9 protein-coding genes are annotated in these 12,510 nt (G+C 72.1%); 4 read left to right on the plus strand and 5 right to left on the minus strand.

All coding sequences use genetic code 11. The features are described from left to right. Positions 1-22 precede the first annotated feature (22 nt). Positions 23-1,483, plus strand: a complete 1,461-nt coding sequence (locus ACFW6A_RS15740) for an endo-1,4-beta-xylanase (protein WP_351856275.1) — start codon at positions 23-25, stop codon at positions 1,481-1,483. A 64-nt stretch (positions 1,484-1,547) separates the two neighbouring features. Here ACFW6A_RS15740 and araD read toward each other — a convergent pair whose 3' ends face one another. The 4 genes from araD to ACFW6A_RS15760 form a co-directional block, all read right to left on the minus strand. Further along, the gene (araD, locus tag ACFW6A_RS15745) at positions 1,548-2,261 is read right to left on the minus strand and encodes an L-ribulose-5-phosphate 4-epimerase AraD (protein ID WP_386641051.1); all 714 of its coding nucleotides are present in this window, start codon (positions 2,259-2,261) and stop codon (positions 1,548-1,550) included. 26 nt (positions 2,262-2,287) lie between these two features. Beyond that, entirely contained in the window at positions 2,288-3,796 is a 1,509-nt protein-coding gene (gene araA, locus ACFW6A_RS15750) for an L-arabinose isomerase (protein WP_386641054.1), read from the minus strand. An 81-nt stretch (positions 3,797-3,877) separates the two neighbouring features. Further along, entirely contained in the window at positions 3,878-5,584 is a 1,707-nt protein-coding gene (araB, locus tag ACFW6A_RS15755; protein ID WP_351856281.1) for a ribulokinase, read from the minus strand. A gap of 562 nt (positions 5,585-6,146) precedes the next feature. After that, positions 6,147-7,193 (minus strand): LacI family DNA-binding transcriptional regulator, encoded by a 1,047-nt coding sequence (locus ACFW6A_RS15760; RefSeq protein WP_351845584.1) that lies wholly within the window; start codon positions 7,191-7,193, stop codon positions 6,147-6,149. Positions 7,194-7,422: 229 nt separating this feature from the next. Here ACFW6A_RS15760 and chvE point away from each other — a divergent pair, with 229 nt between their 5' ends. Genes chvE through mmsB form a run of 3 tightly spaced genes read left to right on the plus strand, consistent with a single transcriptional unit; the run spans position 7,423 to position 11,350 of the window. After that, complete coding sequence (gene chvE, locus ACFW6A_RS15765) at positions 7,423-8,532, plus strand: multiple monosaccharide ABC transporter substrate-binding protein (protein WP_351845586.1); 1,110 nt, start codon at positions 7,423-7,425, stop codon at positions 8,530-8,532. A 14-nt stretch (positions 8,533-8,546) separates the two neighbouring features. Then, entirely contained in the window at positions 8,547-10,109 is a 1,563-nt protein-coding gene (mmsA, locus tag ACFW6A_RS15770) for a multiple monosaccharide ABC transporter ATP-binding protein (RefSeq protein WP_351845696.1), read from the plus strand. Continuing rightward, a complete protein-coding gene (gene mmsB, locus ACFW6A_RS15775) occupies positions 10,106-11,350 on the plus strand; it encodes a multiple monosaccharide ABC transporter permease (RefSeq protein ID WP_351845588.1) in 1,245 nt (414 codons plus the stop codon). The genes mmsA and mmsB overlap by 4 nt, the downstream gene beginning before the upstream one ends. Before the next feature lie 68 nt (positions 11,351-11,418). On the opposite strand, the gene ACFW6A_RS15780 is transcribed toward mmsB, so the two are convergent. Beyond that, the gene (locus tag ACFW6A_RS15780) at positions 11,419-12,486 is read right to left on the minus strand and encodes an aldose epimerase family protein (RefSeq protein WP_351845590.1); all 1,068 of its coding nucleotides are present in this window, start codon (positions 12,484-12,486) and stop codon (positions 11,419-11,421) included. Between the last annotated feature and the right edge of the window lie 24 nt (positions 12,487-12,510).

A 12,510-nucleotide genomic window follows, 5' to 3' on the forward strand; every position in this document is an offset into this window, starting at 1 on the left:
TTTCCTTCCCGGAGGTCCCTCCATGCGTTCCCCCACTCCCTTCCCGCCCACCGTCCGCCGGAAGATCGGCGGCCTGGGCGCGGCGCTGCTCGTCGGCGTCCTCGGCTCCACCGCCGTGCTGGTCGCTCCGTCGGCCTCGGAGGCCGCCGAGAGCACGCTCGGCAGCGCCGCGGCGCAGAGCGGCCGGTACTTCGGCACCGCCATCGCGTCGGGCAGGCTCGGCGACGCGACGTACACGACGATCGCGAACCGCGAGTTCGACTCGGTGACCGCCGAGAACGAGATGAAGATCGACGCCACCGAACCCCAGCAGGGCCGGTTCGACTTCACCGCCGGCGACCGCGTCTACAACTGGGCGGTGCAGAACGGCAAGCAGGTACGGGGCCACACCCTGGCCTGGCACTCCCAGCAGCCCGCCTGGATGCAGAACCTCAGCGGCAGCGCGCTGCGCCAGGCCATGAACAACCACATCACCGGCGTGATGACCCACTACAAGGGCAAGATCGCCCAGTGGGACGTCGTGAACGAGGCCTTCGCCGACGGCAGCTCGGGCGCCCGGCGCGACTCCAACCTGCAGCGCAGCGGCAACGACTGGATCGAGGTCGCCTTCCGCACCGCCCGCGCCGCCGACCCGGCCGCCAAGCTCTGCTACAACGACTACAACGTGGAGAACTGGACCTGGGCGAAGACCCAGGCCATGTACGCCATGGTCAAGGACTTCAAGCAGCGCGGCGTGCCCATCGACTGCGTCGGCTTCCAGTCGCACTTCAACAGCGGCAGTCCCTACCACAGCAACTTCCGCACCACCCTCCAGAACTTCGCCGCCCTCGGCGTCGACGTCGCCGTCACCGAACTCGACATCCAGGGCGCCTCGGGCACGACCTACGCCAACGTGACCAACGACTGCCTGGCCGTACCGCGCTGCCTGGGCATCACCGTCTGGGGCGTGCGCGACACGGACTCCTGGCGAGCCGGTGACACGCCGCTGCTGTTCAACGGCGACGGGAGCAAGAAGCCGGCGTACACCTCCGTCCTCGACGCGCTCAACGCCGCCTCCCCCAACCCCAACCCGACTCCCACCCCCACGCCGACCCCCTCCCCCGGCGCCGGACAGATCAAGGGCGTCGCCTCGGGCCGCTGTCTGGACGTGCCCAACGCCGTCACCACCGACGGCACCCAGCTCCAGCTGTGGGACTGCAACGGCCGCACCAACCAGCAGTGGACCTACACCGCCGCGGGTGAGCTGAGGGTCTACGGCGACAAGTGCCTGGACGCCGCCGGCACCGGCAACGGCACCAAGGTGCAGATCTACGGCTGCTGGGGCGGCGACAACCAGAAGTGGCGCCTCAACTCCGACGGTTCCATCGTCGGCGTCCAGTCCGGCCTCTGCCTCGACGCCGTCGGCGCCGGCACCGCCAACGGCACGCCGATCCAGCTCTACTCGTGCTCGAACGGCACCAACCAGCGCTGGACCCGTGCCTGACCCGGAGCGCTGACACCCGCACCACGGAGGGGAGCCAGGGTGACCCTGGCTCCCCTCGGCGCAGTCAGACGGCGGAAGGGTTGCCGTAGTACGCATCGGGGCCGTGCTTGCGGGTGAAGTGGCGGTCCAGGAGGTGCCGCGGGGGCTCGACCGCGCCCAGGGCGAGGGTGTGGAGGGCCATCTCGGCCACCGCCTCGCAGATGACGGCGTGTTCCAGGGACGCGGTGGCGTCGGCGCCCCAGGTGAAGGGGCCGTGGTGGGCCACCAGGGCGCCGGGGACCTCCCGGGCCCGGACGTCGTCACGGCCCAGCAGGTCCACGATGACCTGGCCGGTGTGGTACTCGTAGTCCGTGGCGCACTGCTCCGGGGTGAGGACCTCGGTGACGGGGACGGGACCGTTGAAGGTGTCCGCGTGGGTCGTGCCGAGCACCGGTATCGGGCGCCGGGCCTGGGCGAAGGCGACGGCGTGGGTGGAGTGCGTGTGGGTCACGCCGCCGATGGAGGGGAAGGCCAGGTAGAGGCTCCGGTGCGTCTCCGTGTCGGTGGACGGCCGCAGCCGGCCCTCCACCACGCTGCCGTCGGCCAGCGAGACGACGACCAGGTCCTCTGCGGTCAGGGCGTCGTAGGTCACGCCCGAGGGCTTGATGACGAAGACGCCGGCCTCCCGGTCGACCCCGCTCACGTTGCCCCAGGTGAGGGTGGCGAGACCGGCCCGGGGGATGCGGAGGTTGGCCTCCAGCACCTCGCGGCGCAGCTCCTCGGAGACGGTGGGGTGCACGGAGGGCTCCGTCCTCGTGGTGGCGGTCACAGGCTCTGCGCCAGACGGTGGTACGCCTGGTTCCAGCGCAGTTCGCGCGTGAACCGCCGGACGGTGGTGTCCTCGTCGATGACGGCCAGTTCGGTCCGCAGCATCTCGGCGAGGTCGTCGAGCTCCTCGCCGCCGAGGGCGGTGGTCAGGACGGTGTGGTGCGGCGCTCCGGCCGTCAGCCAGGCCTCGGTGGAGGTACGGAGGTCGGGGCGGGGACGCCAGACGGCGCGGGCGACGGGGAGCTCGGGCAGCGGCTCGGGCGGGGCGACGACGTCGATGTGGTTCGCGACGAGGCGGAACCGGTCGCCCATGTCGGCGAGGCCGACGACGACGGCCGGGCCGGGGTCCGCGTCGAAGACGAGGCGGACCGGGTCCTCGCGTCCGCCGATGCCGAGCGGGTGGATCTCGCAGCTGGGCCTCCCCGTCGTGATCGAAGGGCAGACCTCCAGCATGTGGGCGCCGAGGATGAGTTCCTGACCGGGCGTCAGGTCATAGGTGTAGTCCTCCATGAAGGAGGTGCCGCCGGGCCGTCCGTGGGCCATCGCTTTCAGGGTGCGCAGCAGGGTGGCGGTCTTCCAGTCCCCTTCCCCGCCGAAGCCGTAGCCGTCGGCCATCAGGCGCTGGACGGCGAGGCCGGGCAGCTGGCGCAGGCCGCCGAGGTCCTCGAAGTTGGTGGTGAAGGCGCGGAAGCCGCCTTCGGTGAGGAAGGCGCGCAGTCCGGCCTCGATGCGGGCGGCGTGGCGCAGGGAGTCGTGGCGCTCGCCGCCGGGGCGCAGCTCGGGGGCGAGGGCGTAGAGGTCCTGGTACTCCTTGACGAGGGCGGTGACGGTGGACTCGTCGGCGGCGTCGACCGCGGCGACGAGGTCGTTGACGCCGTAGGTGTTGACCGAGACCCCGAACCGCAGTTGCGCCTCGACCTTGTCGCCCTCGGTGACGGCGACGTCGCGCATGTTGTCGCCGAAGCGGGCGAGTCTGAGGGTGGTGAGTTCGGCGCGGCCGGCGGCGGCGCGGGCCCATCCGGCGATGCGGTCGACGACCTCGGGGGTGGAGACGTGGCCGGCCACGGTCTTGCGCGGGACGCCGAGGCGGGTCTGAACGAAGCCGAACTCGCGGTCGCCGTGGGCGGCCTGGTTCAGGTTCATGAAGTCCATGTCGATGGTGGACCAGGGCAGTGCGCGGTTGGCCTGGGTGTGCAGGTGCAGCAGGGGCTTGCGCAGGGCGTCGAGGCCGGCGATCCACATCTTGGCCGGGGAGAAGGTGTGCATCCAGGCGATCAGGCCGACGCAGCGGTCGTCGGCGTTGGCCTCCAGGCAGAGCGCGCGGATGGCGGCCGCGTCGGTGAGGACCGGCTTCCACACCAGGCGGACGGTCAGCTGGGGCCGGCCGGCGAGGGTGGCGCAGAGCGAGCGGGACTGGTCGGCGACCTGGGCCAGGGTGTCGTCGCCGTAGAGGCCCTGGCTTCCGGTGAGGAACCAGATCTCGCGGTCGGGCTGGGCGAGCGTCATGTCGGGTGTGCTCCTTGGGAGTGCGGGGTTTCCGGCGGGTTCTCGGGGCCGGCCGGGGTGTGGAGGGGCGGCCCGGGCCGGTCAGGCGGTGGTGGCGAGGCGCGCGGTGTTGCGGATCCGTCGCAGGCGGTGCAGGAGGAGGTCGGTGCCGGTGCCGAAGTGGTCGTGCAGGGCGCGGTACTCGCGGAACAGCGCGTCGTAGGCGTCCGCCCGCGCGGGGTCGGGCAGGTACGCGTGGCGCCGGACGCTGCCCATGACGGAGGCCGCGGAGCGGACGTCGGGGTACGCACCCGCGGCGACGGCGGCGTGGATGGCGGAGCCGAGTGCCGGGCCCTGTTCGGAGGTGCCGAGGGAGACGGGGCGGCGGAGCACGTCTGCGTGGATCTGCATGAGCAGGGCGTTCTTCCTGAGCCCTCCGGTGACGATGAACTCCTCGACGGGGATCCCGCCGTTCTCGAAGGTCTCGACGATCGTCCGGGTGCCGTAGGCGGTGGATTCGAGGAGGGCCAGGTAGACGTCCTCGGGCCGGGTGTCGAGGGTGAGGCCGGCGATGACGCCGGAGAGGTGGTGGTCGACCAGGACGGAGCGGTTGCCGTTCATCCAGTCCAGGGCGACCAGGCCGTGCGCGCCGACCGGCTGCCCCGCGGCCTTGCGGGTCAGCAGCCGGTGCAGGTCCTCGCCCGCCGCCTCGGCCTCGGCGCGGTACGACTCGGGGACGCCCTGGCGGAGCCACCAGGCGAAGATGTCGCCGACCGCGCTCTGGCCGGCCTCGTAGCCGTAGGCGCCCTCGACGATGCCGCCGTCGACGACCCCGCAGATGCCGGGGACCTCGGCGAGGGCGGCGCCGTTGAGGACGTGGCAGGTGGAGGTGCCCATGATGGCGAGCATCCGGCCGTTCTCCACGGCTCCCGCCGCGGGCGCGGCGACGTGGGCGTCGACGTTGCCCGCCGCGACGGCGATGCCCTCGGGCAGGCCCGTCCAGCGGGCGGCCGTGGCGCCCAGTCCGCCGACGCGGGAGCCCAACGGCGAGAGCGGGTGTTCCAGGCGCGTGGCGGGGAAGTCGGCGAAGTCCGGGTGGAGCGCGGCGAGGTAGTCCGGCGAGGGGTAGGCGCCGTCCTGGTGGATGCCCTTGTAGCCGGCGGTGCAGGTGTTGCGGGACTCGGTGCCGGTGAGCTGCCAGACGATCCAGTCGGCCGCCTCGATCCAGCGGGCGCAGGCCGCGTAGACGGCGGGGTCCTCCTCCAGGACCTGGAGGGCCTTCGCGTACTGCCATTCGGACGAGATCCTGCCGCCGTACCGTGCGATCCACTTCTCGCCGCGGGCGTGGGCGAGGGCGTTGATGCGGTCGGCCTGCTCCTGGGCCGCGTGGTGCTTCCACAGCTTGGGCCAGGCGTGCGGGCGGCCGGCCCACTCGGGCGTGAGGGCGAGCGGGGTGCCGTCCGGGGTGGTGGGCAGGACCGTGCAGGCGGTGAAGTCGGTGGCGATGCCGATCACGTGCGCCGGGTCGGTTCCGGCGTCGGCGAGCGCCGCGGGCACGGCGGTGCGCAGGACGTCGCGCCAGTCCTCGGGGTGCTGCAGGGCCCAGTCGGGGGGCAGGGGGGCTCCGGTGGAGGGCAGGCGGTCCTCGACGACCGCGTGGCGGTACTCGTGCACCGCCGAACCCAGTTCGGCGCCGTCCCGGACCCTGACCACGACGGCGCGCCCCGAGAGGGTGCCGAAGTCGACTCCGATGGTGCATGCCTCGGGGTGGTGCGGGGCCGCGGGGCCGGAAAGGGCGTGTGGGGTCACGATGCGGTCTCTCTCGTCGGAGCGGGAGCGGGGATCACTCTGATTGTTAACGCTCACAATTCAGTTGAACAAGAGCCGGGCGCAGTTCTGTCGAACATCGGGTGGAGAAGGGGGCCTCTGAAGTGAGCGCTCACTTCGACGGCCGGGGCGGGGCGGCGGCCGCGTCCTGCCGGACGGAAGGCAGGTTCGGCGGCCGGGGCAGGGGCGCCCGACGGTGGGGACGGGACACCCGGCGGCCGGCCGGTACGGAAGCGCCCCGCTACGGGGCGCGGCGGCCGGCGGCGGGGTGCGGCGAACGGCGGCGGGGTGCGGCGAACGGCGAGGGCGCGGGCGGCCCGGCGCGGACACGGACTTCGGCATGGACACGGGCTTCGACGCGGACATGGACTCCGGCACGCTCGTGAACCGTACGGGCGCGGAGGCGGGCGGTACGGGGCCGTACGCGGGCGGTACTGCCCGTACGCGCCGCTGGGCACCGGAGGGCTCGCGTCAGGGGCAGGGCCCGCCGCCGTGCTCCCGGGAGCACGGCGGCGGCGACCGCCCCGCGCGTCAGGCCCGCGCGTCAGGCCTCGCCCGGCGGGCGGGTGCTCGCGCGCATGATGAGCTGCGGTTCCACCAGGAGGTGCTCGGCCTTCCGGGCGCGCCCCTCGATGTGGTCCACCAGGAGGCCGATGCTCCGGCGGCCGATGGCGGCGAAGTCCTGGCGGACCGTCGTCAGCGGCGGAGGGAAGTACTCGGCCTCGGGGATGTCGTCGAAGCCGGCGACGGCCACCTGCGCGGGGGTGCGGATGCCCCCTTCGCGCAGCGCCCTCAGGACGCCGAGCGCCATCTGGTCGTTGGCGACGAAGACGGCCGTGACCGGGGGCGCCCCGCGGCGGCCCAGGGCGAGGCCCGCGAGTTCCTGGCCCGCCCGGTACCCGGACAGCGGGCTCCAGTCCCCCGTCAGGACGCGCGGGGGCTGGATGCCGCTCTCCTCCAGGACGGCGCGCCATCCGGCGGTGCGGGCCTCGCTCTCCAGCCAGTCGCCGGGGCCCGCCACGTGCCAGACGTCGCGGTGCCCGGCGGCGAGCAGGTGCTCGGTGACCATGCGGGCGCCCAGTTCCTGGTCGAGGGAGACCCCGGGCAGGTCGAGCTGGTGGCCGCCCTCCACGGTGACCACGGGGAAGGGCGCGTCCAGCTCGGCGAGCGCCTGGACGTGCGAGCGCTGCGGGGTGATGGCGACGACGCCCTCCACGCCCCAGGCCGCGAGGTGGTCGATGGCGTCCTTGAGCCCCTGCCCCTCCCCGGTGCGCAGACTGACGGTCGAGACGAGGTAGCCCTCCTCGCGGGCCGCCTCCTCCAGGCCGGTCAGGGTGCTGGCGGGGCCGTACAGCGCGGTGTTGACGGCGATGACGCCCAGCGTCCTGGTGCGGCGCGTCACCAGGGCGCGCGCGGCGGAGTTGCGGCGGTAGCCGAGCCGTTCGATGGCCAGGGTGACCTGGTCCCGGGTGGCCGCGCGCACGTTGGGGTGACCGCTCAGCACCCGGGAGACGGTCTGGTGGGACACCCCCGCCTCTCGTGCGACGTCGGCCATCGTCGGCGGGCGGACGTCTTCCGCGGGGTGCGCCACGTTCGCCTCCCTTCTTCGTGCTCACGGCTGTGCGTCGATGCGAGAAAAACCTTATCGCCTCTTGTATCACGCTGTTGTGAGCGCTAACAATCTAGCTCGACCGGGGTGCCGACGCCCTGGCCACCCAGCCGGAACGACGCCGTCCCGGTGGTGCGGGGACACGCGCTGCCGCCGAGCCCGTCCGCCCGGCCGGAACCGCCCTCGACGACGGGATTGCCGGGTAACGCCCATGAAGAAGTTCCGATCCGCATCCGCCCTCCTCGCCGTGACCACCGGCTGCGCCCTGCTCCTGACCGCCTGCGGGCAGAACAGCGAGGGCGGCAGCCAGGAGTCGAAGGACAAGCAGGACCTCACCATCGGCATCGCCATGCCCACCAAGTCCTCGGAGCGGTGGATCGCCGACGGCCGCAACATGACCGAGAGCCTGGAGAAGGCCGGCTTCGCCACGACCCTGCAGTACGGCGAGGACGACCCCGACCAGCAGGTCGCCCAGATCGAGAACATGATCACCCAGGGCGTCGACGCCCTGGTCGTGGCCGCCATCAACGGCGAGGCCCTGTCCAACGTCCTCCAGCAGGCGGCGGACGCCCACATCCCGGTGATCTCCTACGACCGGCTCATCCTGGGCTCCCCGCACGTCGACTACTACGCCTCCTTCGACAACGAGAAGGTCGGCGAGCTCCAGGCCACGTACATCGTCGACAAGCTGGGACTGAAGGGCGACGCGAAGAAGGGCCCCTTCAACATCGAGCTGTTCGCCGGCTCCAACGACGACAACAACACCAAGTACTTCTTCAACGGCGCCATGAAGGTGCTGAAGCCCTACCTCGACGAGAAGCGGCTGGTCGTGCGGTCCGGGCAGACCCGGCTCAACCAGGTCACCACCCTGCGCTGGGACGGCGGGACGGCGCAGAAGCGCATGGACGACCTGCTGACCTCCTCGTACGCCTCGGCCCGGGTCGACGCCGTGCTGTCCCCCTACGACGGCATCTCCATCGGCATCCTCTCCGCGCTGAAGTCCGACGACTACGGAAGCGCCGCCAAGCCGCTGCCGGTCGTCACCGGGCAGGACGCCGAGGTCGCCTCCGTGAAGTCGATCATCGCGGGACAGCAGACGCAGACCGTCTACAAGGACACGCGCGCGCTGGCCCAGGTCGCCGCGGACATGGTGGAGGCCGTCCTCGACGGCAAGAAGCCCGAGACCAACGACGAGACCACCTACGACAACGGCAGGAAGGTGGTTCCGGCCTACCTGCTGGACCCGGTCAGCGTCGACCGGTCGAACTACCGGAAGGTCCTGGTCGACTCCGGCTACATCGACGCCGGGGCGCTGAAGTGACCGCCCTTCTCCAGATGCGGTCCATCGTCAAGGCCTTCCCCGGGGTCAGGGCGCTCTCCGAGGTGACCCTGTCCGTGGAACGCGGCGAGGTGCACGCCCTGTGCGGGGAGAACGGCGCCGGGAAGTCGACCCTGATGAAGGTCCTGTCCGGCGTCCACCCGCACGGGACGTACGAGGGCGAGATCCTCTTCGACGGCGAGCCGTGCCGCTTCAGGGACATCAGGGCCAGCGAGCGGCGCGGGATCGTCATCATCCACCAGGAGCTGGCGCTCGTCCCCCACCTGTCGATCGCCGAGAACGTCTTCCTCGGCAACGAGCCGTCCCGGCGCGGGATCGTCGACTGGCGCGAGGCGCTGCGCCGGGCGTCCGGACTCCTCCGGCGGGTCGGGCTCGACGAGCACCCCGAGACGCGGGTCGCCGACCTCGGGGTCGGCAAGCAGCAGCTCGTGGAGATCGCGAAGGCGCTGGCGAAGGACGTCCGCCTGCTGATCCTCGACGAGCCCACCGCGGCGCTCAACGACGAGGACAGCGCGAAGCTGCTGGGGCTGATGCGGGAGCTGAAGGGCCAGGGCATCACCTCGATCCTCATCTCGCACAAGCTGAACGAGATCGCCCGGATCGCCGACTCCGTCACCATCCTGCGCGACGGGCGCTCCGTCGAGACCCTCGACGTCCGGGACCCGGCCACCACCGAGGAGCGCATCATCCGCGGCATGGTGGGGCGGGACCTCGACAGCCGCTTCCCCGCGCGCACGCCGTACGAGGGCCCGGCCGGCGCCACCCCCGTCCTGGAGATCCGCGACTGGACCGTGCGCCACCCGCTCGACCGCGGCCGCAGGGTCGTCGACGGCGTCTCCCTCCGGGTGCGGCGGGGGGAGATCGTCGGGATCGCGGGACTCATGGGCGCCGGCCGGACCGAACTCGCCATGAGCGTCTTCGGGCGCTCCTACGGCCGCTACGAGCGGGGCACCGTCCTCAAGGACGGCCGGGAGGTGCGGACGCGCACGGTCCCCGAGGCGGTCGCCCACGGCATCGCGTACGTCACCGAGGACCGCAAGCACTACGGTCTCGACCTCGGGGACTCCGTGAGCCGGAACATCTCGCTCGCGTCCCTCGGCTCCCTCGCCCGCCGCGGCGTCGTGGACGGGCACGAGGAACGCCGGGTGGCCGAACGGTACCGGCGCACCATGAACATCAAGGCCCCGAACGTCCTCGAACCGGTCGGCCGCCTGTCCGGCGGCAACCAGCAGAAGGTCGTCCTCAGCAAGTGGATCCTCGCCGGACCGGACGTCCTCGTCCTCGACGAGCCCACGCGCGGGGTCGACGTGGGAGCCAAGTACGAGATCTACACCGTGATCGACCGCCTCGCCGCCGAGGGCAAGGCGATCCTCCTCATCTCCTCCGAACTGCCCGAACTGCTCGGCATGTGCGACCGCATCTACACCATGGCCGCCGGGCGGCTGACCGGCGAGGTCGCCCGTGCCGACGCCACCCAGGAAGTGCTGATGCGGCACATGACGCAGGACTCCCCCGCACCGCGGGCGGCCACCGCCCCCACCGAAGGACACCAGGCATGAGCATCGACGTCGGCAAGGAAGCGACCGTCCCGGCGGCCCCGGGCAGCGGGGCCCCGTCCCCGGGGACACCGGTGACCCGGGTGCTCCTGGACGGTGTGCGGCGGAACATGCGCCAGTACGGCATGCTCTTCGCGCTCGGTCTGATCGTGCTGCTGTTCCAGGTGTGGACGGGCGGCGACCTCCTGCTGCCGCGCAACGTCTCCAACCTGGTGCTGCAGAACAGCTACATCCTCGTCCTGGCCATCGGCATGATGATCGTCATCGTCTCCGGGCACATCGACCTGTCGGTGGGCTCGCTGATGGCCCTGGTGGGCGGCGTCGGGGCGGTGCTCATGGTCGAGCACCACGTCTCCTGGCCCGTCGCGGTGCTCCTCACCCTGCTCCTCGGCGCCGTCGCCGGCGCCCTCCAGGGCTTCTTCGTCGCGTACGTCGGCATACCGTCGTTCATCGTGACCCTCGCCGGCATGCTGCTCTTCCGCGGGCTCACCGAGATCTTCCTCAAGGGGCAGACGCTCGGCCCGTTCCCGGAAGGCCTGCAGAAGGTCGCCAACGGCTTCCTCCCGGAGGTCGGGCCGCGGACGAACTACCACAACCTGACCCTGCTCCTCGGCCTGGGACTCATCGCCTACGTGGTCTTCCAGGAGGTGCGGGACCGCCGCAGGCAGAGGGAGTTCGCCCTGGAGCCGCTCCCCGCGGGCCTGTTCGCGCTGAAGGTGACGGCGCTCGTCGCCGCGGTCCTGGTCACGACCCTGCTGCTCGCCAGCTACAAGGGCGCGCCCGTGGTCCTCCTGATCCTCGCCGTGCTGCTGGTCGGCTTCGGCTACGTGATGCGCAACGCGGTGATCGGCCGCCACGTGTACGCGATCGGCGGCAACCTCCCCGCCGCCAAGCTGTCCGGGGTCAAGGACAGGAAGGTGACCTTCGCGGTCTTCCTCAACATGGGCATGCTCGCGGCGCTCGCCGGGCTCGTCTTCGCGGCGCGCTTCAACGCGGCCTCGCCGAAGGCGGGCGTGAACTTCGAACTGGAGGCCATCGCCGCCGCGTTCATCGGCGGGGCGTCGATGAGCGGGGGCGTCGGGACCGTCCTGGGCGCCATCATCGGCGGCCTGGTCCTCGGCGTGCTCAACAACGGCATGAACCTCGTCGGGGTGGGCACCGACTGGCAGCAGGTCATCAAGGGGCTCGTGCTGCTCGCGGCGGTCGGCTTCGACGTGTGGAACAAGCGCAGGGCGGGCGCCTGACGACGCTCCCGACACGACCGTGCCCGCCGGGATCCCCCACCGGCGGGCACGGCGGTCTCCGGACGCGGTCAGTCGCGGACGCCGAACCTCAGGACCGTCCTCGACCGGTACTCCTCGCCCGGCCGCAGCACCGTCGACGGGTCGCCGGGGCGGTTCGGGGAGTCGGGGAAGTGCTGGGTCTCCAGCGCGACGCCGGAGCTCGCCCCGTAGGGCGTACCGCTCTTGCCGAGGACCGTGCCGTCGAACTGCCCCGCGGTGTAGACCTGGAGCCCTGGCTCCGTGGTCAGCACCTCCATGCGGCGGCCCGTGGCCGGCGCGTACAGGACGGCGGCCCGGCGCGGCGTCCCGGCGCCGCGCGGGGTCAGGACGAAGTTGTGGTCGTACCCGCCGGGTGCGCCGGGGCGTGCCAGGGCGTCGGCGATCCGGAGCGGCCGGCGGAGGTCGAACGCGGTGCCGGAGACCGGGCGGTGGTCCCCGCGGGGGATGAGGTCCGCGTCGACCGGCGTGTAGTGGGAGGCGTCGACGGCCAGTTCGTGGCCGAGGACGTCGCCCGCGCCCTCGCCCTCCAGGTTGAAGTAGGCGTGGTTGGTCAGGTTGACGAGGGTGGGGGCGTCGGTGACGGCCGTGTAGGAGAAGGCGAGTTCGTCGTTCCGGCCGACGAGGCAGCTGACGGTGACGTCCAGGTTGCCCGGGAAGCCCTGGTCGCCGTCCGGACTACGCAGGCGCAGAAGCACACCGGTCCACCCGGGGGTGTGCACGCTCTCGGCCTCCCAGAGGCGGGTGTCGAAGCCGTCCGTTCCGCCGTGCAGGCAGTGGCCCGTCTCCTGGGTGGTGAGCCGGTACGCCGTCCCGTCCAGGGAGAACCGGCCGTGTGCGATGCGGTTCGCGTAGCGGCCGACGGTGGAGCCGAAGTACCGGGCGGTGGTGGCCGTCCGGGCCGGGTCGCGGGGGGCGAGGACGACGTCCGCCGGCGTGCCCCACCGGTCCGGCGCCCACAGTCCGTGGAGGCGGGCGCCGCGGGTGTGCACCTCGGCGGTGAGCCCGCCGGGGAAGCCGAAGGTCCAGCGTTCTCCGGCGTGGGGGTCGGGGCGGCAGACCGGGGGGACACCGGTGAGCGGGGGCGAGGAGGGGTGCATGGAGGTTCCTTGGTCGCGAGGGGG

The organism is Streptomyces sp. NPDC058758 (assembly GCF_042746075.1).
Classification (GTDB): Bacteria; Actinomycetota; Actinomycetes; order Streptomycetales; family Streptomycetaceae; genus Streptomyces.

What these genes read in the sequence shown, in the direction of transcription:
- mmsA (WP_351845696.1), top strand. Translation starts at nt 8,547, where the DNA reads ATGCGGTCCATCGTCAAGGCCTTCCCCGGGGTCAGGGCGCTCTCCGAG.
- araA (WP_386641054.1), bottom strand. Translation starts at nt 3,796, where the DNA reads ATGACGCTCGCCCAGCCCGACCGCGAGATCTGGTTCCTCACCGGAAGC.
- mmsB (WP_351845588.1), top strand. Translation starts at nt 10,106, where the DNA reads ATGAGCATCGACGTCGGCAAGGAAGCGACCGTCCCGGCGGCCCCGGGC.
- ACFW6A_RS15780 (WP_351845590.1), bottom strand. Translation starts at nt 12,486, where the DNA reads ATGCACCCCTCCTCGCCCCCGCTCACCGGTGTCCCCCCGGTCTGCCGC.
- ACFW6A_RS15740 (WP_351856275.1), top strand. Translation starts at nt 23, where the DNA reads ATGCGTTCCCCCACTCCCTTCCCGCCCACCGTCCGCCGGAAGATCGGC.
- chvE (WP_351845586.1), top strand. Translation starts at nt 7,423, where the DNA reads ATGAAGAAGTTCCGATCCGCATCCGCCCTCCTCGCCGTGACCACCGGC.